The following is a 24,983-nucleotide window of genomic DNA, read 5'->3' as shown; positions in this document are numbered from 1 at the left end:
CAAGCCCGCTCACCACAAGAAGCCAGATCACCTCAACAACCTAGCGGGAAAACCGCTCCCGATACTCCCGTGGCGAAATCGTCAGGTGGCGGTGAAAGGTATACCGCATCCGCTCCTCATCGCCGAACCCACACAGCCGGGCGATCTGGTCGATATTGCGGTCCGAGTCTTCCAGCAGGCGGCGCGCCGCTTCCATGCGGAACAACTCGATGGCCTTGGCCGGTGTGCGCCCGGTGCGTTGTTTGTAGACCCGCGCAAAGTTGCGCGGGCTCATCTGGGCCTGGTGCGCCAGACGCTCCACGGACAGGTCCGAGTCCTGCAAGTTGTCGGCAACCCACAGGTGCAGTTCATCAAAACCCGCGCTGTCATCGGTCTGTGCCTGCAGCAGTTGGCTGAACTGCGCCTGCCCGCCGGGGCGCTTGAGGAACACCACCAGCTCGCGGGCCACCTGCAACGCCACATCGCGGCCGCAGTCGATTTCGACCAGGGCCAATGCCAGGTCGATCCCCGCTGTCACGCCGGCCGAGGTCCACACATTGCCCTGCTGGATAAAGATCGCGTCCATGTCCACCACGATAGCCGGGAAGCCGTGCTTGAGCATGTCGCACATGGCCCAGTGGGTCGCGGCGCGGCGGCCGTCGAGCAAACCGGCCATCGCCAACAGAAAGGTGCCGCTGCACACCGAGGCAGTGCGCCCGGCGGTGGCCGAGGCGATGCGCAGCCATTCGACCAGTTCTGTATTGGCCGCCATCGCCTGTTGAATGGCCGGGGCGCCAGGCACGATCAGGGTGTCGATGGGCGTATCAGCCAATTGGCCGAGTGCCACCGTGTCTACGCTCAAGCCTTCGGCGGTCTGCATCAAGCCTCCAGCCAGGCTGGCGGTGTGCATCACGTACCCCGGCAAGCCGCGTTCGGCCATGGCTTTGGTGGCGGCCCAGAACACGGTCTGGGCGCCGGTCAGGTCGAGCAGGCCCATTTGCGGGTAGGCCAGGAACACCAGGGTACGCGTTTGAGCGAGTGGAACGATCGGTGACATGGGGGCGTTATCCTGGAGACGGGGAGCAAGGCTCAGCCGTTGTACCATTTACCGCACTCCTTGCTCACCCCCTCAAGGCTTCCAGGTCTGCACATCCTTGGCATCCACTGCCTTGGGCAGCAGTCCCGCCTTGAAGAAGGCATCGGCGATTTTCTGCTGCTCGCCCAGTTGGTCGAGCGTTACCGGTTGCACTTGGTAGCTGCGGTGCGCATTGGCCGCTTCAACGGTAGCCACATCCAGGTTGCCCCACAGCGGGCCGAGTATCTTGGCCGCGTCCTGCGGGTTGGTTTTCACCCACTGGCCAGCTTTTTCCAGCTGCTCATACACCACCTTCAACACCTCCGGGTGAGCTTTGGCGTAAGGCGTGCCGGTCAGGTAGTAACGCTTGTAACTGGCCAAGCCGGCGCCGTCGGCCAGGGTCCGTGTCGGCAGTTGGCGCTGCACGCTGGTGAGGAAGGGTTCCCAGGTAACCCAGGCGTCCACCTTGTTGTTCTCGAACGCCGCGCGACCATCAGCAGGGGTCAAATAAGCCGGCGTGATATCCGAAAACTCCAGGCCCGCCTTGGCCAACGCCGCGATCAACAAATAGTGGGTGCCCGCCGCCTTGGTCACGGCGATTTTCTTGCCTTTGAGGTCCGCCAGTTGCTGGATCGGCGAGTCCTTGCGCACCACGATGGCTTGGGCTGAGGGCGAGGGTGCTTCCTGGGCGAAGTAGGTGAGTTTGGCTTGGGCGGCCTGGGCGAAGATCGGCACGGTGTCGGCCACGTCGGCACTGATGTCGACGTTGCCCACGTTGAGCGCTTCGAGCAGCGGTAGGCCGCTGGGGAACTCATGCCAGCTCACATCGATATTGTCGGCCTTGAGGGCTTTTTCCAGGGTGCCCTGGGTTTTCAGCAGGGTGATCAGGGTCGAGGATTTCTGGTAGCCGATGCGCACGGTTTCCTGGGCCTCGGCGCTCACGGCGACAGAAAAGGCCAGCAACCCGAGTACCGCGGCGAGGGGACGACGTATGGACATGGCGAGCTCGATCTTCAACGAAATAGCGTCGAGCTTAAAGTTCTAAAAACCATTCGTTAAATACTCTTTAGATCTTAGCTTAGGGCGCTTTTCCCGCGATCCGACGAATTGGGCATAACCATAGAATTATAAGATTCTTTCATCATTTCTCGTCGTTAATATAATCGAATGAGTTTTTCTGCCAGGCCTTACGCGGTTTTTTGGCATATGCAGCTCCTTCTATTTCTCTCACGCCAAGGCCTTCCATGACGTTCAAGAAACTTATCGTTACCGCCAGTCTGCTGTTCGCCGCGGCGGCGGCCCAAGCCGAGCAAACCCTGGACATCAGCTACCAGCGTTCGTCCACCTTGTGGATCCTGCTCAAGCAAAATGGCCAGTTGGAACAGCGCCTCAAACCGCTGGGCTTCACCGTGAACTGGCATGAATTCAGCACCGGTTTGCTCAGTTCCTTGAACGCCGGCAGCGTCGACCTCCATGCCGATGTGGCCGATGCCTTTGCCCTGTTCACCCAGGCCGCCGACGCGCCATTGACCTACTACGCCCAGGAAAACTCGTCGCCGGGCGCCCAGGCGATCATCGTGCAGGACACATCGTCGATCCACAGCATCGCCGACCTCAAGGGCAAGACCGTCGCCGTGTCCAAGGGCTCGGGCAGCAACTATTTGCTGATCTCGGCCCTGAAAAAAGCTGGCCTGACCCTGGCCGATATCACCCCCCGTTATCTGGAAGCCCCGGACGGCGGTGCCGCCTTCGCCAATGGCAGCGTGGATGCCTGGGTGATCTGGGACCCGTTCCTCGCCACCCAGCAACTGGACCACCACGTGCGAGTGATTGCCGACGGCAAGGACGGCCTGGCCGACTACAACCGCTTCTACCTGGCTACGACGAAATTCGCCAAGGCTCATCCGGACGTGTTGCAGGTGACCTTCGACACCCTGCGCGAGACCGGCCAATGGGTGAAGGCCCACCCCAAGGAAGCTGCTGAAATCCTCGGCCCGCTGTGGGGCAACATCGCCCCGGCCACGGTAGAGCGCGCCAATAGCCGCCGCAGCTACGACATCATCCCGGTCAAGCTGGAAAACCTCGCCGAGCAACAGCGCATTGCCGACACCTACTACGCCGCCAAGCTGATTCCCAAGCCGTTGAAGGTCAGCGCAATCACTGTGTGGACGCCAAAACCATGAGCCGCCAAATCCATTTATCTGCGTTCCTGTTGAGTGGGCCGGTGGTGCACAGCCACGCGGTGTGGCGCCATCCGGAAACCGTCGGCAATTACCTCGACCCCGAGTACTACGCACGGGTGGCCAAGGTGGTGGAGGAGGGGATGTTCGACTTCCTGTTCTTCGCTGATCGCCTGGCCGTGGGCGACCAGATGGGTGGCTCCCGCGAGTTCGCCTTGCGCTACGGCGCCCAGGACGCCACGCGGCTGGACCCGTTGCCGATCCTCTCTTACCTGGTCGGCAAGACCTCCAAGCTGGGGCTCGGTGCGACCCGTTCTACCACCTATTACGAACCGGCGCACATCGCCCGTGAATTCGCCACCCTCGACCATCTGTCCAAGGGCCGTGCGGCGTGGAATATCGTCACTTCGATGAACGACAGCGAAGGGCGCCTGTTCGGCAAGGACAAGCACCTGGAACACGACCTGCGTTATGACCGCGCCGATGAGTTTGTCGAAGTCGCGCTCAAACTCTGGAACAGCTGGGGCAAGGACGCGCTGAAGCTGGATCGCCAAAGCGGGGTGTTGGCGGACCCCGCGTTGATCCGTTCGGTGCAGCATCAGGGCGAGTGGTTCCGGGTTGAAGGCCCGCTGAATATTCCACGCACACCCCAGGGCCGACCGGTGCTGATCCAGGCCGGTTCTTCCGGGCGTGGTCGGCGCTTTGGCGCGCGGTGGGCCGAGGCGATTTTTACCATCCACCCGCACTTGGCGGCGATGCGTGCGTTTCGCGATGACGTGCGTGCGCAGGTGGTGCAGCAAGGCCGTGAGGCTGACAGCTGCAAGGTGCTGACGGCGGTGATGCCGTTTATTGGTGGCAGCGAGGCCGAGGCCCGGGCCAAGCGCGACAAACACAACGCTTTGGCGCGGCCTGAGTTGGGGCTGGTGACATTGGCTTCACAGTTGAATGTCGACCTGTCGCCATTCCCGCTTTCGGCGACGCTGGCTGAGATCGCCCAGTCGCCGCTGATCCACCCGGCTGCCGCCGAGAAGCTGTTGATGCAGGGCCCGGACACCACCCTGGAACAACTCGGGCGCATCTTCGCCAGCAGCGTGCGCGTGCCGCAGCTGGTGGGCACGGGGGCACAGGTGGCCGATCAATTGGCCGAGCTGTTTGAGCAGGGTGGATGCGATGGGTTTGTGATTTCACCGGGGTACCTGCCGGGCTCGTTCACCGAGTTTGTCGAGAGCGTGATTCCACATTTGCAGCGCAAGGGATTGTTTCGCACGGCGTACGAAGGGGCGACGTTGCGCGAGCATTTGGGATTGGCTGATCTCAACAACAGAATTGATAAAAAGGATATTTCGCATGGCTGATTTCGATCATTTAACCCGCCGCCGCCTACTCGGCCTGGCCGGTATCACCCTGGCCAGCCTGTCGCTGCCACGCCTGGGTTTCGCCGCTGACGAACACGCTGGCCATAACACTTCACAGGAACCCGCCGGCACCGGTGAATTCATCCGCCTCGACGCGCCACGCAAGTTGAAACTGGCAGTCAACCTCAACGCCGTGTGCCTGGCACCCGTAGTAATCGCCCACGGCCAGGGCTTTTTTACCAAGCACAATCTGGACGTGGAGTTGGTCAACTTCGGCAACTCCACCGAGGTGCTGCTGGAAGCCATCGCCACCGGTAAAGCCGACGCGGGCGTGGGCATGGCGCTGCGTTGGCTCAAGGCCCTGGAGCAGGGTTTTGACGTAAAACTCACGGCGGGCACCCATGGTGGTTGCCTGCGTTTGCTCAGTGCGGCGAATGGCGGCGTGAGCAAGCTGGAAGACCTCAAGGGCAAGGCCATCGGCGTGACCGATATGGCCAGCCCGGACCGCAATTTCTTCTCGATCCTGCTGAAAAAACACGGCGTGGACCCGGTGCGCGACGTGGAGTGGCGCCTGTACCCGGCCGACCTGCTCGGCACGGCCCTGGAGCGCGGCGAAGTGCAGGCGGTGAGTGGCAGTGACCCGTTCATGTACCGCCTGATCAAATCCGGCGTGGCCCGTGAACTGTCCACCAACCTGGTGGAGGAATACGCCAACCTCAGCTGCTGCGTGGTCGGCGTCACCGGCAAATTGGTACGCGAAGACAAACGCGTGGTTGCGGCGCTGACCCAAGCGATTCTGGAAGCCCACGACTATTCCGTGCAGCACCCCGAAGAAGTCGCCAAAGGCTTCCAGGCCCATGCGCTGAATACGTCGGTAGAGGAAGTGCAGGCGATCCTCCACGACCACACCCACGGCCATCACGCGGTGGGCGCGGCGCTGACCCAGGAAATCCTCACCTACGTGACCGACCTGAAAACCGTCGAAGTGATCAGCAAGAGCACTGACCCGGTGGAGTTTGCCAAGGAGATCACCGCCGATGTCTTCAGCTGATGCAACAACTCTGGCGCCAGCCCTGGTCTACAAAGTCGGGTGGCAGGATGTGGCAGTGGTCGGGGCCTGGCTGGCTGTCGCGTTGCTGATCAGCTACTGGCCCAACGCGACGCGTAACTGGCCGATGACCCAGGGCTTGGCCAATCTGAGCGTGGGCATCGCAGCGCTGTTCGTCGTGTTGAGCCTGTTGGGGCGCAAGGTAGCGAAGCTGGGCCTGCGTCTGCGCAACGCGGGTCCCTGGCTGATTGCCTTGCCGGCGCTGCTGGGTATCTGGGAGCTGCTCACCGCCAAACTGGCGCTGTTGCCGGTGCCGTTTTTTGCGCCGCCCCAGGCCTTGCTGGCGGTGTATATCGAAGACTACGCACGCCTGGCCGACAGCCTGCTGCACTCGGCGTTGCTGCTGGGTTCGGGCGTGGCGCTGGGGGCGATCACCGGGTTCATTGCGGGTGTGGCGATCGGGTGGTCCACGCGCATCGGCTACTGGCTGCACCCGGTACTGCGCATCCTCGGCCCGGTGCCGTCGACGGCATTATTGCCGCTGTGCTTTTTCCTGTTTCCGAGCAGTTGGAGCGCCAGCGTATTCCTGATCGCCCTGGCCACCTGGTTTCCGGTCACGGTGCTCACCTGGTCGGGCGTGGCGAGCGTGGATAAAGCCTATTACGACGTGGCCCGCACCCTCGGCGCCAAGCAAGGTTTCCTGATTTTCAAGGTGGCGATTCCCGCAGCCTTGCCGCATGTATTTGTCGGTTTGTTCATGGGCCTGGGCGCGTCGTTTTCGACCTTGGTGGTGGCGGAGATGATGGGCGTTAAATCCGGCATCGGCTGGTACCTGCAATGGGCCCAGGGCTGGGCCGCCTACGCGAATATGTACGCCGCCTTGCTCATCATGGCACTCGCCTGTTCGGGGTTGATCACCGGTTTGTTCCTGGTGCGTGACCGGTTATTGGCCTGGCAGAAAGGATCGATGAAATGGTAGCCCGGGCACACGCCGTATCGGCGTCGGAGGGTTTGGCGTTGCGCATCGAAAACCTCAGCCATGGCTTTGCCTTGGACGGCCAGCATCTGCCGGTGCTGGAACGGGTTTCGTTGGACGTGGCACCCGGCGAGTTCGTGGCCCTGCTCGGGCCTTCGGGGTGCGGCAAGTCAACCTTGCTGCGTCTGGTGGCCGGCCTGGAACCGGCGGACTCCGGCCGCTTGTTGGCCGACGGTGCCGCCATCACCGGCCCGGACCCGAGCCGCGTGGTGGTGTTCCAGGACCCGACGCTCTACCCATGGCGCCGGGTGTGGGACACCGTCGCCGTCGGCCTGGAAGCCCAGGGCCTGCTCAAGAGCCATTCGGCCAAGGTCGATGAAGCCCTGGAAAAAGTCGGCCTCAGCCAGTTCACCCGCGCGTATCCACCGCAGCTGTCCGGCGGCATGGCGCAACGGGTTGCCTTGGCTCGCGCACTGGTCAATCAACCACGCCTGCTGATCCTCGACGAGCCCCTGGGCAAACTCGACTCACTGACCCGCATCACCATGCAAAAAGAGCTGATCGACCTGTGGCAACGCCAGGGCTACACGGCGTTGCTGGTGACCCATGATGTGGAAGAAGCCTTGCTGCTGGCCAACCGCGTGATCGTGTTCAGCGACCGTCCGGCGAAAATCCAGGCGCAGTTGACCATCGAACGGCCGTATCCTCGGCACCGGGATGATCCATATCTGGTGGACTTGCGGCGGCAGATCCTGGGTTTGCTGGGGCTGGGCGAAAACTGGTAACCCGCGGGCTCAGTTGAGCGCAATCGTCGCCGGCGCAAGGGCATTCAAGGCCCCGGCACGGTCTGCCAGGTAACGCGCCGGCGGCTGGCCCATGGTCTTGCGGAACATGGTGATAAAACCGCTGGCGTTCTCATAGCCCAAGTCCAGGGCCACGCGCTGCACACTCTCACCCTTGGCCAGCCGTTGCAGTGACAAGATCACATGCAACTGCCGGCGCCAGCGGCCAAAACTCAGCCCCAGTTCCTCCAGCAACAGGCGCGTCATGCTGCGCTCGCTCATGCCGATGCGCACGGCCCATTGACTAAGCGTGGCCTTGTCTGCCGGTTCGGCCAGCAGGCTATCGGCCAGTCGGCGCAATCGCGGGTCCTGAGGCATCGGCAAGTGCAAGGCTTCGACAGGTGCAGCGGCCAACTCATCCAGCAAGGTGTTGATCAAGCGGCCCTGGGCGCCGCTTTCGTCGTAGAGCAGCGGGAAACTCACGGCCTTGCTGATCAGCTCGTGCAACAGCCCTGACACGGCCAGGGTGCAGCATTGCGGGGGCAGGGCGCAGGCGGCGTCGGGGTCGATCAACAGACAATAGACTTCCGCTTCGCCGGAGCCGCGTGCCGCATGGGACGTACCGCCGGGAATCCACAGTGCGCATTGCGGTGGCACGATCCAGATACCCGCCTCGATCTCGCAATGGATGACCCCGCGCAGGGTGTACAGCAACTGGCCCTTGCGGTGGGCGTGCTGCGCATGCTCCCAGGTGTCCGACGTGCTGGTGGCGCCCACGGCTACCACCGCGCGGGGGAATAGATCTGCATCCTTGACCATCGAGCGGTCATGCATTTCAAGGCGATGGTGTTTCATGAGAAGGATCGCAGGTTGGCTGAATTGCGAAACAGTCTGGCTATTCTGTGCAATGCCGTCTAGTGGGTGGGTCGTTAAAGTGAGAGCCATTCTCAACAAGGAGCTCTGCCATGCGACTCGACAGCACAACATTCCCGGTGGTCAAAATCGTTTTCGACGCGCCCAACGAGGGCGGGCCGGAAGATGCCTTCCTGGTCTTCGAAAACCTGCTGGCCCGCCAGCAACCCTTCCTGCTGCTGCATGAAAAATCCGTGGACGAAAACAACCACGAACACTCCCACGAAGAGCGCAAGCAAGCCTCGATCTGGATGAAGAAAAACAAGCAGGCGCTGCGCACCTACGTCCGAGGCATGATCCAGGTGGAACCCAGCGCTGCACAGCGCCTGGCGCTCAAGCCGTTTGCCGTGATGTTCGGCAAGGCCTGGGGCTATCCGTTGTTGGTGGTGGAATCCAAGGACCAGGCCTGGGCGCTGGCGCGGGATGTGCTGGATGAGCGGGTGTCGGATGTGGCGCACTTCTGAACGCCCGCACGGTCGCGCTGTGACGAGGAGGTTCCCGCTCGCCACAGGGGGGACGGGGGAGGCTTCACGTTCTGTAGTACGCCACCTGACCTGGGTGTTTCAGGTATCCTCCGCGCCTCGTTTTCCACCGATTCAAAGACAAATGACCGGACAAGACATGCAGGCGATGCTCTCCTCGATCCTCGACGAAGTGCGCCCCCTGATCGGCCTCGGCAAGGTTGCCGACTACATCCCCGCATTGGCCGACGTGCCGGCCAACCAACTGGGCATCGCCGTGTACGGCAACGATGGCGCGGCCTATTGCGCCGGCGACGCCGACACCTTGTTCTCGGTGCAGAGCATTTCCAAGGTGTTCAGCCTGGTGCAAGCCATCGACCACGGCGGTGAAACCATCTGGGAGCGCCTGGGGCATGAGCCTTCCGGACAGCCTTTCAACTCCATGGTGCAACTGGAGTTCGAGCGCGGCCGCCCGCGTAATCCATTCATCAATGCCGGTGCGCTGGTGATCTGCGACATCAACCAGTCGCGCTTTGCCGTGCCGATCTTGTCGATGCGCGACTTTGTGCGGCGCCTGTCGGGTAACCCGCAAATCCTGGTCAATAGCATCGTCGCCGAGTCCGAAGCGCAACACGGTGCGCGTAACGCGGCCATGGCCTATCTGATGAAATCGTTCGGCAACTTCCACAATGACGTGGATGCGGTGCTGCACAGCTACTTCAACTACTGCGCGTTGCAGATGAGCTGCCTGGACTTGGCCCGCGCGTTCAGTTTCCTGGCCAACGAAGGCATAAGCGCCCACAGCGGCGAGCAGATTTTGACGGCCCGCCAGACCAAGCAGGTCAACTCGATCATGGCCACCAGCGGGCTGTATGACGAGGCGGGCAATTTTGCCTATCGCGTCGGGTTGCCCGGCAAGAGCGGGGTAGGGGGCGGGATTGTCGCGGTGGTGCCGGGGCAGTTCACAGTGTGCGTGTGGTCGCCGGAGTTGAACGCGGCGGGGAATTCGCTGGCGGGGATGAAGGCGTTGGAGTTGTTGAGCGAGCGGATTGGGTGGTCGGTGTTTTGAGTGCGGGGAATTGATGGCCGTTGCCCTGAATTCCCCAGATCATCAGGCTTTGCGTGGTTTTACGATTAGATCGAGCATCAAAAACAAGGCACCGGCCGTAATAGCGATATCAGCAATATTGAACACGCCAGTGTGCGTCGGCCCAACATTCAGCACCATGTAGTCAACCACATGCCCGTCGCGAAACACGCGGTCAATCAGGTTGGCGATACCGCCCAGCGCAATCGCATACAGTGGCAAGACTTTACGCAGCGGTTGGTTCCAATTGGAAAGCGACCACCCCAACGCCCAAGCCACCACGACCGCCACACCCACGATAAAGATCAGCTGTTTGACCTGCGACGGTAGCGCCGCGCCCAGGCTCAGGAAGGCGCCTGGGTTCAGGCTCAGTTCCAGCGCGAGGTTGAGGGGGCTGGCGCCGAATTTGAAGCTGTTGGCTTGCAGTGAAACCAGGGCCAGTAGTTTGACGAGCTGGTCTATGGCAACAAAGGCGATGCCTGCGAAGAGGGCAAAGGTGCGGCTTCGCAGTAGGGACGACGTGCTCAAGCGGTGACTTCCTGTTCCGGGTCGATCGATAAGGCGTCCGAAGATAGCTCAGGCGCCTTATGTCGTCTACGTACGGTGAAGAGTGTTTCTGGGGGATTTGGGTGGTGAAACTCTGTTGACAAGTGGAGCTACCAACGTACGCGGTCAAACGAAGAGGGTGGCAGCTGTACGCGGGTTGACCGACCGGTTGTCAACGAACCCGGCATACCCGAAGGTATCCCGCGCACAACTGCCGCGACACAATACCTCAGGCACAAAAAAACGCCTAAGGCGGGTGCAGGGCGTAGCAGTTCGTTAACAAAGTCAGACGGTCAAATCCGGACGCCGAATTGGCAGCGACGGCGGAGAGGTTAATTAGCCAGGTTCCGAGCGACAACCTGAAACCCTTGTGGGAAAAGTCCTGGATCGCATATCAGCTGATATTGAGCCGATCCAACAAGCTATACCAAGCCACCCCCGCCCCGATATAAAACCGCTGCAACCCATGCATCGGCAAGCGCTGCAACGGCGTCACCGGGTAGGCAAACTCTGCCTTGCGGTCACACAACCGCCCCGCCAGTTGCTGCCCCAGGCTGGTACACAACGCAATCCCCCTACCATTACAACCCAGCGCCAACGTGAGGCCTGGCGCAGGTTCGTGGACATGGGGCATGAAGTCCCGCGTGATCGCGATTCGCCCAGCCCAGCGGTATTCGAATTCCAATGGCCCCAACTGCGGAAACAGCAGCGCCAACGAACGCTCCAGGTGAGCAAAGTCGGTGGGCGAAGTGGGGTCGTTGAACAGCCCGCGTCCGCCCATCAGCAAGCGGCCATGGCTGTCTTTGCGAAAGTACAGCAGCAGCCTTTGTGCGGTAGAGACGGTTTCCTTGCCCGGCAAAATGCTCTCGGCTGCATGCCCCGTCAGAGGCTTGGTCGCGACGATAAAACTGTTCGCCGCGAGGATGCTTTGCGCCATGCCCGGCCACAGGTTGCCGCTGTAGCCGTTGGTGGCGAGCACCACTTGGTCAGCGGTCACCTGCGCACCGGAGGCGGTCTGCAATTGCCAGCCGAACCCCTGACGCTGCAAGCCTGTCACCGCACTCTGCCCATGAATCCTTACACCTGCCGCCAACGCAGCGCCCACCAACCCACGGGCATACGCCAACGGCTGAATCGCGCCGGCGCGGCCGTCCAGCCAACCACCGGCAAACGCGTCACTGCCCATGCGTAAAGCTACCGCCGCAGCATCCAACCGCTGCACCGGCACACCACGCCGGGCCCACTGATCTGCTCGCGCATGCAACCCGGCGACGCCTTTTTCGGTGTACGACACCTGCATCCAACCCTTGCGTATCGGCGCGCAATCGATGCGGTGTTTTTCGATCAGCTTGAACACCAGGTCCGCCGAGTTCGACACGGTTGAGATCAACGGCTCGGCACGTTCCGGTCCATACATCTGCACCAGTTGTTCCGGGTCATATTTGAGGGTGGGGTTGACCTGCCCACCGTTGCGCCCGGACGCCCCCCAACCCGGCTCATTGGCTTCCAACACGCAGACGCTCACGCCTCGCTCGGCCAAATGCAGCGCCGTGGACAAGCCGGTATAGCCCGCACCGACAATCGCCACATCGACCTTCACCGATTCACTCAACGCAGGCGTCGGCACCACCGACGGTGCGGTCGCGGACCACAATGATTTCATGACAGGCTCCGCGTATCGCCAGTGGGATGCAGCACACGGCGCAGGAAGTCCTGGGTGCGTGGATGCTGCGGATTGCCCAGCACCTGCTCCGCCGCACCGCTTTCGACGATGTAGCCGCCATGCAGGAAGCACACGCGGTCGGCCACTTCGCGGGCAAAACCCATTTCATGGGTCACCACGATCATGGTCATGCCCTCATCGGCCAGGGTGCGCATCACCGCCAACACATCGCCCACCAGCTCCGGGTCGAGGGCCGAGGTGGGTTCGTCGAACAACATCGCTTCGGGTTTCATCGCCAGGGCGCGGGCGATGGCTACGCGTTGTTGCTGGCCACCGGAGAGTTGCTCCGGGTAGGCGTCGGCCTTGGCACTCAAGCCGACTTTTTCCAGCAACACCAGGGCTTCCTCGCGGGCTTGTTGCGCAGGTTCGCCTTTGACATACACCGGGCCTTCCATGACGTTTTCCAGCACGGTGCGATGGGGGAACAGGTTGAAGCGCTGGAACACCATGCCCATGCGGCTGCGCAGGGCGTGCACGGTCTTGCTGCCGCGTTGTACGGTTTGGCCGAACACGGTGATGACGCCGCCGTCATAAGCTTCCAGCGCATTGATGCAGCGCAGCAAGGTGGACTTGCCTGAACCCGAAGGGCCGATCAGGCACACCACTTCGCCCTTGGCCACGTCCAGGTCGACGCCGTGCAGCACGCGGTGGCTGCCGTAATGTTTTTGCAGTTGGCGAATTTCGATCATGCTTTTTTCCTCCGGCCCAGGTGCTGTTCCATACGACGCAGGCCATACACCAGCGGCAGGCTCATCAGCAGGTAGAGCAGGGCGACCAGGGTGTAGACGGTCATGTTCTGGAAGGTGGACGAGGCAATGAGTTGGCCCTGGCGGGTCATCTCGGCCACGGTAATAGTCGATACCAGCGACGAGTCCTTGAGCATCATCACCAGGGTGTTGCCGTAGGGCGGCAGGGCGATGCGAAACGCTTGCGGCAGGATCACCCGGCGCATCATCAGTGCCGAGCGCATGCCCAAGGCTTCGGCGGCCTCACGCTGGCCCTGTTCGACGGCAATGATCCCGGTGCGGAAGTTCTCGGCCTGGTACGCCGAGTAGGCGATGCCCATGCCGATCACGCCCGCGTAGAACGCGGTGAGGTGCACACCCATGTCCGGCAGCACAAAGTAGATGTAGAACAGCTGCACAATGATCGGCAGGCCACGGATCACGTTGATGATGGTGCTGGCCGTCCACGACAGCGCGCGGATCGGCGACAGCTTGAGCAGCGCCAGCACCAGGCCGATCGCGCTGCTGAGCAGGAACGACAGCACCGTGATCTGGATCGTCACCCAGGCGCCTTGCAGCAGGATCGGCAAGAAGTCCTGGGCGTTTTGCAGGAACTCAGCCGGGTTCATGGGCGCACCTGGGTATCAAGTCCCCACTTCTTGAGGATGCTGTCCAGGGTGCCGTCGGCCTTGATGCTGGCGATAGCGGTGTTCAGGCGCTCCAGGGTTTGTGCGTCACCCTTGCGCACCACCAGGCACACTTCGCCGACATTGGTGGGCTTGTAGTCCGGGGCGAGTTTCACGCCTTTGAACAACTTCTGGCGGATCTGGTAGGCCACCACCGGCTGGTCGCCCACGGCAGCCTTGATGCGGCCCAGGGACAGGTCGCGGACCATCTCGCCGATGGAGTCGTAGGTGCGGATTTCCTTGAAAATACCGAGCTTGTTCAGTTGGTCATAGAAGACGGTGCCGGCTTGCACGCCGACCACTTGGTCCTTGAGTGGCATAAGTTCCGGGTAGGCGGTGTTGTCGTCGGCATTGACGATCAGGCCTTCACCGTAGGCATACACCGGGGCGCTGAAGTCGACCACCTTGGTGCGCTCTTCGGTCTTGAGCATGCCGGCGGAAATGAAGTCCAACTTGCCCGAGGTGAGCGACGGAATCAGCGCGGCAAAGTTGGTCTGTTCGATCTGGCTGGTGAACCCGCCAGCCTTGCCCACGGCCTCAGCCACATCCACCATCACGCCCTGGATGCTGTTGCTCTTGATGTCAAGAAAGGTAAACGGCGAGCCACTGGCCGTTGCACCGACTTTGTACGAGGACGCACTGTCTGCGTGCGCGGCGCTGACACAAACGGCGGCGCACAGACCGAAGGCAAGGCGGCGAAACAAGGGCGAAAGACTGTTCATCGGGTTACTCCAGAAGGAAAACGGATCGTCAGTACCGCGAGCGGTTATTGATGAAATCGCAAGCTCTGTGCCATTTCGATTGATAAGAATCGATATTCGCTATTAAAAATCGACAAAATGAACTGTTCGTATCGATATGCGATATTTAATGGTCTATTTTTGTGATTTGAGGTAAAAATAACGCCACGCCTGATCGACCTGACCGCGAGTCCTCCATGTCCGAAGAACGCAACAGTCTGCACAACCAATCCCTGGAAAAAGGCCTGTCGGTGCTCAAGGCATTCAGCGCACAGCGCCGCAGCATGAGCCTTGCAGAGGTGGCCGAGGCCGCCGGCATGACCAAAAGCTCGGCCCAGCGCATGGTGTTTACCCTGGAAAGCCTGGGTTACCTTCGGAAACACTCCCGCACACGGCATTACCAACTCACACCCCGGGTGCTGGAGTTGGGTTTCAGTTATCTGGATGCGCATTCGTTGATCGAGGTGGCCAATCCGTTTCTGTCGGAGCTGACGCGATTGACCGGCGAGACGTCATGCCTAACCGAGCCTGCGGGCTACGACATGACCTATATCGCGCGTTTCGTCAGCTCAGGGTTCGTGCCGGTGCACATGCCGATCGGTTCGCGTGTGCCGATGTATTGCACGGCGTCGGGGCGCGCGTATTTGAGCGCGTTGCCGCAGGAGGAGGCGTTGGTGTTGATCGAGAACAGCCAGCGCATTGCCCACACCAGCCAGACGCTGACTGACGTCGAGCAGATTCTGGAGTCGTTGCAACAGGTGCGCGAGCAGGGCTACGCGGTGAATGGCCAGGAGCTGTTCCTGGGCGACATGACCATCGGCGCGCCAGTGCTGGGCGCCAATGGCCGACCGGTGGCGGCGGTGCATGTGGTGGCGCCGACCAGTCGGTGGAGCAGGGCGGATGCAGAGAAGCAGTTGGCGCCGGCGTTGTTGCAATGTTCTAGGGCTCTGAGTAATTCGGCGCGCAACCTCGAATGAATCTATCTCACATCCGCTGGAGATCAAATGTGGGAGCTGGCTTGCCTGCGATAACGGTCTTGCAGTACCAGATGTGCTGTCTGACACACGGCTATCGCAGGCAAGCCAGCTCCCACAGTTGACCTCATTGGTCGTGAGGGCCATGTTGGCCCAAAAAAAATGCGCCCCTGGAGGCGCATTTTTTTGTTCGGGTCGCTATCGCCTATCAGGCAATCGCATCCCAAGCCCGATCACCATTCTCGTCTTTGATCCGAGTCGGCAACCCCATCACGTCCAGCGCCTTCAGGAACGGCTCAGCCGGCAGTTCCTCGACGTTGGCCATGTGTTTCACATCCCACTCGCCACGGGCAACCAGCAGCGCAGCGGCCACCGGTGGCACACCTGCGGTGTAGGAGATGCCCTGGCTGTCAGTTTCAGCGAAGGCTTCTTCATGGCAGGCCACGTTGTAGATGAACATCTCGTGGGGCTGGCCATTTTTGGTGCCTTTGACCAGGTCACCGATGCAGGTCTTGCCGGTGTAGCCGGGGGCGAGCGAAGACGGGTCGGGCAGCACGGCCTTGACCAGTTTCAACGGCACGACTTCCAGGCCTTCGGCGGTGGTGACCGGTTTTTCGGAGAGCAGGCCGAGGTTTTTCAGCACGGTGAACACGTTGATGTAGTGTTCGCCGAAGCTCATCCAGAAACGCACGTTGGGCACGTCGAGGTTTTTCGACAGCGAGTGCACTTCATCGTGGCCGGTGAGGTAGAGGTTCTGCGAACCGACGACCGGCAGGTCATCAGTGCGTTTGACTTCGAACATGGTGTTGCTGGTCCACTGGCTGTTCTGCCAGCTCCACACCTGTCCGGTGAACTCGCGGAAGTTGATTTCCGGGTCGAAGTTGGTGGCGAAGTATTTGCCATGGGAGCCGGCATTGACGTCGAGGATGTCGATCGAATCAATACGGTCGAAATGCTGTTGCTGCGCCAGCGCGGCGTACGCGTTGACGACACCCGGGTCGAAGCCCACGCCAAGGATGGCGGTGATGTTCTTCTGTTTGCACTCTTCCAGGTGGTTCCATTCGTAGTTGCCGTACCACGGCGGGGTCTCGCAGACCTTGCCCGGCTCTTCGTGGATGGCGGTGTCGAGGTAGGCAACGCCCGTGTCGATGCAGGCACGCAGTACCGACATGTTGAGGAACGCGGAACCTACGTTGATGACGATCTGCGATTGTGTCTCGCGGATCAGGGCCTTGGTCGCTTCCACGTCCAGGGCGTTCAGCGCGAAGGCTTGGATGTCGGCGGGAACCTTGAGGCTACCCTTGGCCTTGACGCTGTCGATGATGGCCTGGCATTTGGAGATGTTGCGCGACGCGATAGCAATACGACCGAGTTCGTCGTTGTGCTGCGCGCACTTGTGGGCCACCACCTTGGCGACACCTCCTGCACCAATGATAAGAACGTTCTTTTTCAATTGCTTTATCTCTCCTTTATCCGCCAGCTTACGAAAGGCTGGACAGGTAGTCGTCGTAACCAAATTCACGAACCAGCTCGACTGTACCGTCGAGTTGTTTCACTACGATGGACGGCATTTTCAGGCCGTTGAACCAGTTTTTCTTGACCATGGTGTAGCCTGCGGTGTCGATGAACGACAGCCGATCGCCGATGGCCAGCGGACGATCAAATTGATACTCGCCGAAGATGTCCCCGGCCAGGCAGGATTTGCCGCACACCATGAAGGTGTGTTCACCGTCGCTTGGCGCCAGCTTGGCATTGAGGCGATAGATCAGCAGGTCCAGCAAGTGGGCTTCGATGGAGCTGTCTACCACGGCGAGGTGCTTGCCGTTGTAGAGGGTGTCGAGCACGGTGACTTCCAGGGAGGCGCTGTTGGTGATCGCCGCTTCGCCGGGTTCCAGGTACACCTGCACGCCGTACTTTTCGGAGAACGCCTTCAGGCGTGCGCAGAACGCGTCCACCGCATAGTCTTCACCGGTGAAGTGGATGCCGCCGCCGAGGCTGACCCACTCGACCTTATGCAGCAGTGCGCCGAAGCGTTCTTCGATGGTGCCCAGCATCTTGTCGAACAGGCTGAAATCGCCGTTCTCGCAGTTGTTGTGGAACATGAAGCCGGAGATCTGTTCGATCACGCCTTCGATCTTCACCGGGTCCCATTCACCCAAGCGGCTGAACGGGCGCGCCGGGTCGGCCAGCAGGTAGTCGGAGCTGCTCACCTGCGGGTTGACGCGCAGGCCGCGGGTCTTACCTTCGGAACGTGCGGCAAAACGCTGCAATTGGCTGATCGAGTTGAAGATGATCTTGTCGCAGTTATCCAGCATCTCTTCGATTTCATCGTCGGCCCAGGCCACGCTGTAGGCGTGCGCCTCGCCTTCGAACTTCTGGCGACCGAGCTTGAGCTCATACAGCGACGACGAGGTGGTGCCGTCCATGTATTGCTGCATCAGGTCGAACACCGACCAGGTGGCAAAGCACTTGAGCGCCAGCAACGCCTTGGCGCCGGACTGCTCGCGCACGTAAGCAATCTTCTGCATGTTGACCAGAAGCTTCTGTTTATCGATGAGGTAGTACGGCGTTTTGATCATTTTTGAGAGCCTGCGGCGGTGCCTGCCAAAAAAGGACACGCATTGTGCCCGCACTTGGATCGAATCGAAAGGTTAGTGGGCGGATTTTGCTGCCCTTGGTTTCAATGATACCCGCTGAGTATGACCATCTATGGGCATACCCCGGATCAATGGGTAGCAAGCCAGGTGCCATCAAACTGTCATCTCCTTACCGCCGAACTGCCACATTCCCCCGCTACTGTCCTCGCCAATGAGATCGATCTCAAGCGAGTGACAATGACTGACCTGAAAGACGTAGCCCGGCTGGCGGGCGTATCCCGCGCCACCGCCGCCCGCACTTTTGCTTCCCCCGACCAGGTGCGCCCGACCACCCGTGAGCAAGTGTTCGCCGCCGCCCGTGAGCTGGGTTTTAGACCCAATCTGCTGGGCCGCCAGCTGCGCCTGCAAACCACCCAGTTGATTGGTGTGGTGGTGCCGAACCTGCTCAACCCGGTGTTTGCCGAACAGTTCCAGGCCATGGAACGCGCCGCTCGGGCGCGGGGCTACAGCCTGTTGCTGGCGACCACCGATTACAGCAGCGAGCGCGAATGTATCGTGGTGGAAGAACTGCTGCGCCAGCGCGTCGATGGCCTGGTGCTGACGGTCACCGATGCCGAGAGCAACAGCGTGCTCAGCAGCTTGAACACCGAGCAAACCCCGTTCGTGCTGGCTTATCACCAACCGAGCAATCCCAACTACAGCGCCGTGTCAGTGGACAACCGCGCGGGCATGGCGCTGGCCACGCGTTACCTGCTGGAAGCGGGGCACCGACGCATCGGCATGGTCGCCGGCCCTGCGTTGCAGTCCGACCGTGCCCGCCTGCGCTACGCCGGTTATTGCGACGCCATGCGCGAATACAGCCTGGAACCCCGCGCGGTGATCGAAATGCCGGCCCACACCCAGGCCGAATTCGCCGCCATCGAACCCTTTTTGCGAGGCACCGAGGCCCCGACTGCATTGGTGTGCTCCAACGATTTCCTGGCGATCAGCCTGATCGCCGAACTGCGCCGCAACGCCTGGAACGTGCCCGAACAACTGTCGGTGATGGGCTTCGACGGCATCAGCCTCGGCACCCAGATGCACCCGACCCTGTGCAGCGTGGTGCAGCCCATCGCCTTGCTGGCCAGCACCGTGATTGACCAACTGCTGGCGCAGATCGCCGGCAACGCTCCGACGTCCCATTGCCTGCCTTGCCATATCCGGCCGGGCGACAGTACTCAACCCCACGAGGAAACCCTTGATGCGCGCACTCAGTAAAACCCTGGCAGCCGTGCTGCTGTGCGGTGCGGCCAGCCTGGCCCAGGCCGCCGAAACCGCGATCTGCTACAACTGCCCGCCGGACTGGGCCGACTGGGGCACCCAGCTCAAGGCCATCGCCGCCAGCACCGGCGTGCAAGTACCGCTGGATAACAAGAACTCCGGCCAGTCCCTGGCGCAGTTGGTGGCGGAAAAAGCCGCGCCGGTGGCCGACGTCGTGTACTACGGCGTGACCTTCGGCCTGCAGGCGCAAAAAGCCGAGGTGGTCGACACCTATAAACCCAAGGCCTGGGAGCAGATTCCCGCTGGCTTGAAAGACCCGGCCGGCCACTGGTTCGCGATCCACTCCGGCACCTTGGGCATCATGGTCAATGTTGATGCGCTGGGTGGTTTGCCGGTGCCGCAAAGCTGGGCCGACCTGCTCAAGCCCGAATACAAAGGCATGGTTGGTTACCTCGACCCGTCCAGTGCCTTCGTCGGCTACGTCTCGGCCGTGGCGATCAACCGCGCTTTAGGCGGAGACCTGGACAACTTCGCACCGGCCATCGACTACTTCCAGAAGTTGGCGAAGAACGCGCCCATCGTGCCCAAGCAAACGGCCTATGCGCGGGTGCTGTCCGGTGAGTTGCCGATCCTGGTGGACTACGACTTCAACGCCTACCGCGCACGCTACAAAGACAAGGCTAATGTCGCCTTCGTGATCCCGAAGGAAGGCAGCATCAGCGTGCCCTACGTGATGAGCCTGGTGGCCAACGCACCGCACCGCGCCAATGCGCAAAAGGTCCTCGACTTCGTGTTGTCGGACGAAGGCCAGGCACTCTGGGCCAAGGCCTACCTGCGCCCAGTGCGCCCAATGAAAATGCCGGCTGACGTGGCCGCACAGTTCCTGCCCGACAGCGACTACGCCCGCGCCGGGGTAGTGGACTACGAAAAAATGGCCGCTGTGCAGGAAGCCTTCGCCGCCCGTTACCTGAACGAGGTCAAGTAAGTGGCAGCATCGGCAAAACATGCCGCCTGGGCATTGGCCCCGGCCTTTGCGGTGCTGCTCGCCTTTTGGCTGTTGCCGCTGGCGCACTTGATGGTGCTCGGCGCCGAGAGTCGCGACAGCAATGGTAGCGGTTACTGGCAGGTGCTCAGCAGCGCGCAGTATCTGGGCAGCCTTGGGCAAACGCTGATCCTGGCCGTGGTGGTGACGCTGGTGGCGCTGGTGATCGGCGGTATCAGCGGTGTGTTCCTCGCCCGGCACCAGTTTTTCGGGCGCTCGGCGCTGGTGGCGTTGCTCACTTTTCCTTTGGCCTTTCCCGGTGTGGTGGTCGGCTTCCTGGTGATTCTGCTGGCCGGTCGTCAAGGCCTGCTGGCCTCACTGGGCCTGCAACTGGCTGGCGAGCGCTGGATCTTTGCCTACTCGCTGGCGGGGCTGTTCGTGGGCTACCTGTACTTCTCGATCCCACGGGTGATCCTCACGGTGATGGCGGCCTGCGAGAGCCTTGATCGCAGCCTGGAAGAAGCCGCGCACTCCCTGGGTGCCGGGCACTGGCGCGTGGTGTGTGACGTGATCGTGCCGGGCCTGGCGCCCGCGTTGGCGTCCTGCGGGGCGATCTGTTTTGCCACGTCCATGGGCGCCTTCGGCACGGCGTTTACCTTGGGCACGCGCCTGAATGTCACCCCGGTGGCGATCTACAACGTATTCACCAACTACGCCAACTTTGCCGTCGCCGCTGCGCTGTCAGTGGTGCTGGGCGGGGTGACCTGGGCGGTGTTGCTGCTGACGCGGCGCCTGGTGAAAAACGCGGGGACTGTGCTGTGAAACGCTCATCGCTGTTTGTGCTGCAACTGCTGTTTACCCTGCTGGTGTGCGCCTTCATGTTGGTGCCGGTGGTGATGTCGTTGCTGGCGGGTTTGACCCGCAACTTCTTCGTCGGTCTGTCCAGCGGCTTGACCTTCGATTGGTTGGTCCAGGTGTGGCAGGCCTATTCGCCCACCGTGTGGTTGTCGCTGCAATTGGCGCTGGCCTGCGCGGTGTGTGTCTGCGTGATCGGCGTGCCGGCGGCCTACGCCCTGGTGCGGATGAACAACCGCTTCAGCCGCGCCTTCGAAGAACTGATGGTGCTGCCCGTGGCCATGCCGGGGTTGGCCAGTGCGTTGGCGTTGCTGCTCACCTACGGCCAGTTCGGCAGCTTTCGCAGCAGTTGGCTGTTCATCCTGGTCGGGCATGTGCTGTTCACCTTGCCGTTTTTGGTACGCCCGGTGATGGCGGTGATGCAACGCCAGCAACTGCCGGTGCTGGAAGAGGCGGCGGCCAGTTTGGGGGCCGGTCCGATCAAGCGCTTTTTCAGTGTGGTGGTGCCTAACTGCCGCGCGGGAATCCTGGCCGGCGTGCTGATGGTGGTGACCTTGTCCCTGGGTGAATTCAACCTGACCTGGATGCTCCACACCCCCATGACCAAGACGCTGCCCGTGGGCCTGGCCGACAGCTACGCCTCGGCGCGCCTGGAAATCGCCAGCGCCTACACCCTTATCTTTTTGCTGATGATCGTGCCGCTGCTGATTGCGTTGCAGGCCATCAGCGCCCGTTTGTCCCGTGGAGAGCGTCGATGACCGCTATCACTATCCGCCTGCAAGGCTGTCGCAAGGCGTTCGCCGACGGCACCGTGGCCGTGCATGACTTGAATCTGACCGTCGAAGGCGGCGAAACCCTGGCGATTCTCGGCCCGTCCGGCTGTGGCAAGACCACCACCTTGCGCCTGATCGCCGGCCTGGAGCGTCCGGATGTGGGCCAGGTGTTGTTCGGTGACCAGGACGTGACGCGCCTGCCCATCGAGCGCCGTGATGTGGGCATGGTGTTCCAGAACTACGCGTTGTTTCCCAACCTGGATGTGGCGGGAAATATCGTCTACGGCTTGAAGATTCGCGGGATGTCGGTGCCTGAACGCAACAAACGCTGCGACGAGTTGCTGGAGCTGGTGGGCTTGCAGCATCACGGCAAGCGCAGCATCCACGAACTCTCCGGCGGCCAGCGCCAGCGCGTGGCATTGGCCCGTGCCTTGGCGCCGCGTCCGAAAGTGCTGTTGCTGGACGAACCTCTGGCGGCCCTCGACGCGCAATTGCGCGAACGCCTGCGCAGCGAACTGAATGACCTGCTGCGCGGCCTTGGCATCACCTCGGTGTTCGTCACTCACGACCAGGGTGAAGCCATGGCCCTGGGCGACCGCATCCTGGTCATGGAGCACGGCCGTGTCGCGCAACTGGCCAGCCCGCGTGACATCTACCAGAAACCCGCCAACGCCTTCGTCGCGGGCTTCGTCGGCAACCTCAATGCCTTTGCGGTAATCGAGCTCTCGGCCCATGGCTTGAAAGTCCACGGCGGCGAGTTGCCGTGGCAGGCCGCCGAGCGGCCCAGCACGGTTTATTGCCGCCCGGAACACCTGAAGGTGATGGAGGGAGAAGGGCACTTGCATGGCCGTCTGTTGGCGCAGTTTTTCCAGGGCGCACAAAGCCGCCTGCTGGTGGATGTGGGCGGCCCGCAACCGCTGTTGGTCGACAGCAGCGACAACCAGCTGTACGCCGTCGGCGCGCCGATCGCCCTGGCGATTGCGCCGCACATGTTGTTCACCCTGAATGCTTGAGAATCTACTGTGAATCGTCCGTTTCTTGTCGCGCAGATCAGCGATCTGCACCTTAAAGCCGGCCAGCGCCTCACTTATGGGGTGGTCGATACCTTGGGCGCACTGCGCCGCGCCGTCGACCACCTCAACGCCAGTTACCCACGCCCCGATATCGTGGTGATCAGCGGTGACCTGGTGGACTTCGGCCGCGCCGATGAATACGCCGTGCTGCACCCCGAACTCGCCCGCCTGCACATGCCGTGCTACCTGGTGCCCGGCAACCACGATACGCGCGGGCCGCTGCTGGAGGCGTTCCGGGATCACGCGTATTTGCCTGTGTCCGCAGAGGGGCCGTTGGACTGGGTGGTGGACGAGCATCCGCTGCGCCTGATCGGCCTCGACTCCACCATCCCCGGCGGCCACGGCGGCCAGTTGCTCGACAGTCAATTGCACTGGCTCGACGCGCAATTGTCGCTGCGCCCGGATGCGCCGACCTTGCTGATTTTGCATCACCCGCCATTTGTCAGCGGCATCGGCCATATGGACCGCGAGCCCTTCATCAATGCGGCGGCGCTGGAGCAGGTGGTCGCCCGCCATCCGCAAGTCGAGCGCCTGCTGTGCGGGCATTTGCACCGGCCGATGCAGCGCCGTTTTGGCGGCAGCCTGAGTTGTGTGTGCCCCGGCACCTCGCACCAGATCGTGTTGGACCTACAAGAAGCGGCGCCCGCGCATTTCAACCTGGAGCCGGCGGGCTATCTGTTGCATCGCTGGGAGGCGCAACAGGGTTTGATCAGCCACAACGGCGTATTCGGGGAGTACCCGGGGCCGTATCCGTTTTATGACGCTCATGGGTTAATTGACTGAGGTTGTGATGAAAGCCACTTTGAATGTGTTAAGCGTGTTGACCGGCGGCCTGGGCGTTGCCCTGAGCCCTTTGGCGTCGGCGGACTTCTTGAGTGACAGCAAAGCCAATTTGAGTATGCGCAACTTCTACTTCAACAACGACAACCGGGACGGCACCGCCGCACCGTCGAAGACCGAAGAGTGGGGCCAGGCGTTTATCCTCAACTACCAGTCGGGCTTCACCGACGGCACCGTCGGTTTTGGTCTCGACGCCATCGGCATGCTCGGCATCACCCTGGACAGCGGTGCCGGCCGCCACGTGGGCAGCTCGATGATCCCCAACGACGACGGCAAGGCCACCGACAACTGGGCCCGTGGCGGCGCTACGGCCAAGGCGCGTTTTGCCAAGAGCGAACTGCGCTACGGCTACCTGCGGCCGAACCTGCCGATCCTGGTGAGCAACGACGGCCGCCTGTTGCCGCAGTCGTTCGAAGGCGGGCAAATCACCAGCAAGGACATCGACAACCTGACCCTGATCGGCGGCCAACTGCAACACACCACCGGCCGTGGCTCCAGCGACCGCAGCGGCCTGGCGGCGGCGGGCGGCACCCAGGAAAGCAACAAATTCAACTACGCCGGTGCCGATTACCAGGTGACCAAGGACCTGATGGTCCAGTACTACTACGCCAACCTTGAAGACTATTACCAACAGCACTTCGCCGGGCTGATCCACGTATTGCCGCTGGGCGACTACGGCTCGTTGAAAACCGACCTGCGCTACTTCAAGACCACTTCCGACGGCAAAAACAGCAGCGCCGCCGGCCGTGCCGAAGGTTACAAGCTCGGCGGTTACACCAAGAACGGCACGGGTGAAATCGACAACAACACCTGGAGCGCGGCGTTCATCTACTCCCTGGGCCCGCACGCGATCACCGCCGGCTACCAGCAAGTCTCGGACGACAGCAACTTCGCCCAGCTCAACCAGGGCGGCCTGGTGAACAAAGGGGAGGGCGGTTCCAGCCTGTACCTCTACACCGACCGTACCGTGCAAACCTTCATCCAGGCCGGCGAGCGCACTGCCTTTGCGCAATACGCCTACGACTTCGCGTCACTCGGTGTGCCGGGGTTGAAGGCGTCGGTGATGTACTTGAAGGGCGACCACATCCTCACCGCCAGCGGCAACGACGCCAGCGAGTGGGAGCGTGATATCTCGCTGGATTACGTGGTGCAGAGTGGCACGTTCAAGAACGTCGGGTTCGGTTGGCGCAACGGCGTGTCGCGCAGTGAAGTGGCGCGCGACCAGGACCAGAATCGGGTGTTTGTGAATTACTCGATTCCGTTGATGTAAAGCCCTCGCCGGAGCGAGCTTCCTGTGGCGAGGGAGCTTGCTCCCGCTGGGATGCGCAGCATCCCCATCCAGCCCCACCACAAA

General features: G+C 61.7%; 25 protein-coding genes. 15 read left to right on the top strand and 10 right to left on the bottom strand.

The genetic code is table 11. From position 1 onward, the window contains the following. Positions 1 to 40 precede the first annotated feature (40 nt). Together HX812_RS13770 and HX812_RS13765 are read right to left on the bottom strand one after the other, a co-directional pair. Entirely contained in the window at positions 41 to 1,036 is a 996-nt protein-coding gene (locus HX812_RS13770; protein ID WP_038846977.1) for a GlxA family transcriptional regulator, read from the bottom strand. Between the two features lie 72 nt (positions 1,037 to 1,108). Further along, positions 1,109 to 2,053: an aliphatic sulfonate ABC transporter substrate-binding protein gene (locus tag HX812_RS13765; RefSeq protein WP_038846974.1), complete on the bottom strand. Its 945-nt coding sequence runs from the start codon at positions 2,051 to 2,053 to the stop codon at positions 1,109 to 1,111. 245 nt (positions 2,054 to 2,298) lie between these two features. Between HX812_RS13765 and HX812_RS13760 the strand changes: the two genes are divergently transcribed. Genes HX812_RS13760 through HX812_RS13740 form a run of 5 tightly spaced genes read left to right on the top strand, consistent with a single transcriptional unit; the run spans position 2,299 to position 7,398 of the window. After that, on the top strand, positions 2,299 to 3,237 hold the full coding sequence (locus HX812_RS13760; protein ID WP_038846973.1) for an aliphatic sulfonate ABC transporter substrate-binding protein: 939 nt from the start codon (positions 2,299 to 2,301) through the stop codon (positions 3,235 to 3,237). Continuing rightward, complete coding sequence (locus HX812_RS13755) at positions 3,234 to 4,589, top strand: LLM class flavin-dependent oxidoreductase (protein ID WP_038846970.1); 1,356 nt, start codon at positions 3,234 to 3,236, stop codon at positions 4,587 to 4,589. The genes HX812_RS13760 and HX812_RS13755 overlap by 4 nt, the downstream gene beginning before the upstream one ends. Continuing rightward, positions 4,582 to 5,640 carry an ABC transporter substrate-binding protein gene (locus HX812_RS13750; RefSeq protein WP_038846967.1) on the top strand — a complete coding sequence of 353 codons (1,059 nt, stop codon included), beginning with the start codon at positions 4,582 to 4,584 and terminating at the stop codon, positions 5,638 to 5,640. The genes HX812_RS13755 and HX812_RS13750 overlap by 8 nt, the downstream gene beginning before the upstream one ends. After that, complete coding sequence (locus HX812_RS13745; RefSeq protein ID WP_038846966.1) at positions 5,627 to 6,616, top strand: ABC transporter permease; 990 nt, start codon at positions 5,627 to 5,629, stop codon at positions 6,614 to 6,616. The genes HX812_RS13750 and HX812_RS13745 overlap by 14 nt, the downstream gene beginning before the upstream one ends. Beyond that, on the top strand, positions 6,610 to 7,398 hold the full coding sequence (locus HX812_RS13740) for an ABC transporter ATP-binding protein (protein ID WP_038846963.1): 789 nt from the start codon (positions 6,610 to 6,612) through the stop codon (positions 7,396 to 7,398). Before HX812_RS13745 ends, HX812_RS13740 begins: the two co-directional genes overlap by 7 nt. Positions 7,399 to 7,407: 9 nt before the next feature. Here the strand turns inward: HX812_RS13740 and HX812_RS13735 are convergent, their stop codons facing one another. Continuing rightward, complete coding sequence (locus tag HX812_RS13735) at positions 7,408 to 8,250, bottom strand: helix-turn-helix domain-containing protein (protein WP_038846961.1); 843 nt, start codon at positions 8,248 to 8,250, stop codon at positions 7,408 to 7,410. A gap of 110 nt (positions 8,251 to 8,360) precedes the next feature. On the opposite strand from HX812_RS13735, the gene HX812_RS13730 reads away from it, so the two are divergent. Together HX812_RS13730 and glsB are read left to right on the top strand one after the other, a co-directional pair. After that, the gene (locus HX812_RS13730) at positions 8,361 to 8,771 is read left to right on the top strand and encodes a hypothetical protein (RefSeq protein ID WP_038846960.1); all 411 of its coding nucleotides are present in this window, start codon (positions 8,361 to 8,363) and stop codon (positions 8,769 to 8,771) included. Positions 8,772 to 8,928: 157 nt separating this feature from the next. Beyond that, entirely contained in the window at positions 8,929 to 9,837 is a 909-nt protein-coding gene (gene glsB / locus HX812_RS13725) for a glutaminase B (RefSeq protein ID WP_038846959.1), read from the top strand. 42 nt (positions 9,838 to 9,879) lie between these two features. Here the strand turns inward: glsB and HX812_RS13720 are convergent, their stop codons facing one another. The 5 genes from HX812_RS13720 to HX812_RS13700 form a co-directional block, all read right to left on the bottom strand. After that, positions 9,880 to 10,383, bottom strand: coding sequence for a signal peptidase II (locus HX812_RS13720; protein WP_038846958.1), 504 nt, complete (start codon positions 10,381 to 10,383; stop codon positions 9,880 to 9,882). Between the two features lie 412 nt (positions 10,384 to 10,795). After that, entirely contained in the window at positions 10,796 to 12,064 is a 1,269-nt protein-coding gene (locus HX812_RS13715) for an FAD-binding oxidoreductase (RefSeq protein ID WP_038846957.1), read from the bottom strand. Then, entirely contained in the window at positions 12,061 to 12,813 is a 753-nt protein-coding gene (locus HX812_RS13710; protein ID WP_038846955.1) for an amino acid ABC transporter ATP-binding protein, read from the bottom strand. Before HX812_RS13710 ends, HX812_RS13715 begins: the two co-directional genes overlap by 4 nt. Beyond that, entirely contained in the window at positions 12,810 to 13,478 is a 669-nt protein-coding gene (locus tag HX812_RS13705; protein ID WP_034106261.1) for an amino acid ABC transporter permease, read from the bottom strand. Before HX812_RS13705 ends, HX812_RS13710 begins: the two co-directional genes overlap by 4 nt. Then, positions 13,475 to 14,257, bottom strand: a complete 783-nt coding sequence (locus HX812_RS13700; protein WP_038846953.1) for an ABC transporter substrate-binding protein — start codon at positions 14,255 to 14,257, stop codon at positions 13,475 to 13,477. The genes HX812_RS13705 and HX812_RS13700 overlap by 4 nt, the downstream gene beginning before the upstream one ends. Before the next feature lie 215 nt (positions 14,258 to 14,472). On the opposite strand from HX812_RS13700, the gene HX812_RS13695 reads away from it, so the two are divergent. After that, positions 14,473 to 15,252: an IclR family transcriptional regulator gene (locus tag HX812_RS13695; RefSeq protein ID WP_016977166.1), complete on the top strand. Its 780-nt coding sequence runs from the start codon at positions 14,473 to 14,475 to the stop codon at positions 15,250 to 15,252. 205 nt (positions 15,253 to 15,457) lie between these two features. On the opposite strand, the gene HX812_RS13690 is transcribed toward HX812_RS13695, so the two are convergent. Together HX812_RS13690 and HX812_RS13685 are read right to left on the bottom strand one after the other, a co-directional pair. Continuing rightward, positions 15,458 to 16,702 carry a saccharopine dehydrogenase family protein gene (locus HX812_RS13690; RefSeq protein WP_038846952.1) on the bottom strand — a complete coding sequence of 415 codons (1,245 nt, stop codon included), beginning with the start codon at positions 16,700 to 16,702 and terminating at the stop codon, positions 15,458 to 15,460. Between the two features lie 28 nt (positions 16,703 to 16,730). Next, positions 16,731 to 17,828 carry a carboxynorspermidine decarboxylase gene (locus tag HX812_RS13685; RefSeq protein ID WP_038846950.1) on the bottom strand — a complete coding sequence of 366 codons (1,098 nt, stop codon included), beginning with the start codon at positions 17,826 to 17,828 and terminating at the stop codon, positions 16,731 to 16,733. Positions 17,829 to 18,083: 255 nt separating this feature from the next. On the opposite strand from HX812_RS13685, the gene HX812_RS13680 reads away from it, so the two are divergent. The 7 genes from HX812_RS13680 to HX812_RS13650 are packed head-to-tail and all read left to right on the top strand — an operon-like array spanning position 18,084 to position 24,899. Beyond that, a complete protein-coding gene (locus HX812_RS13680) occupies positions 18,084 to 19,103 on the top strand; it encodes a LacI family DNA-binding transcriptional regulator (protein WP_038846947.1) in 1,020 nt (339 codons plus the stop codon). Next, positions 19,087 to 20,091 (top strand): ABC transporter substrate-binding protein, encoded by a 1,005-nt coding sequence (locus HX812_RS13675; protein WP_033896710.1) that lies wholly within the window; start codon positions 19,087 to 19,089, stop codon positions 20,089 to 20,091. The genes HX812_RS13680 and HX812_RS13675 overlap by 17 nt, the downstream gene beginning before the upstream one ends. Further along, positions 20,092 to 20,910 carry an iron ABC transporter permease gene (locus HX812_RS13670; RefSeq protein WP_038846945.1) on the top strand — a complete coding sequence of 273 codons (819 nt, stop codon included), beginning with the start codon at positions 20,092 to 20,094 and terminating at the stop codon, positions 20,908 to 20,910. Beyond that, positions 20,907 to 21,701, top strand: coding sequence for an ABC transporter permease (locus HX812_RS13665; protein WP_038846943.1), 795 nt, complete (start codon positions 20,907 to 20,909; stop codon positions 21,699 to 21,701). Before HX812_RS13670 ends, HX812_RS13665 begins: the two co-directional genes overlap by 4 nt. Continuing rightward, positions 21,698 to 22,729, top strand: a complete 1,032-nt coding sequence (locus tag HX812_RS13660; protein WP_038846941.1) for an ABC transporter ATP-binding protein — start codon at positions 21,698 to 21,700, stop codon at positions 22,727 to 22,729. The genes HX812_RS13665 and HX812_RS13660 overlap by 4 nt, the downstream gene beginning before the upstream one ends. A gap of 9 nt (positions 22,730 to 22,738) precedes the next feature. After that, complete coding sequence (locus HX812_RS13655; RefSeq protein ID WP_038846938.1) at positions 22,739 to 23,572, top strand: phosphodiesterase; 834 nt, start codon at positions 22,739 to 22,741, stop codon at positions 23,570 to 23,572. Positions 23,573 to 23,579: 7 nt separating this feature from the next. Continuing rightward, entirely contained in the window at positions 23,580 to 24,899 is a 1,320-nt protein-coding gene (locus HX812_RS13650) for an OprD family porin (RefSeq protein WP_038846936.1), read from the top strand. The last annotated feature ends 84 nt before the right edge of the window (positions 24,900 to 24,983 follow it).

It is taken from the genome of Pseudomonas sp. IPO3749 (assembly GCF_013386605.1).
GTDB lineage: Bacteria > Pseudomonadota > Gammaproteobacteria > Pseudomonadales > Pseudomonadaceae > Aquipseudomonas > Aquipseudomonas azotoformans_A.
The sequence above is the reverse complement of the archived record's forward strand: the minus strand, read 5'-3'. Positions and strand labels throughout refer to the sequence as shown.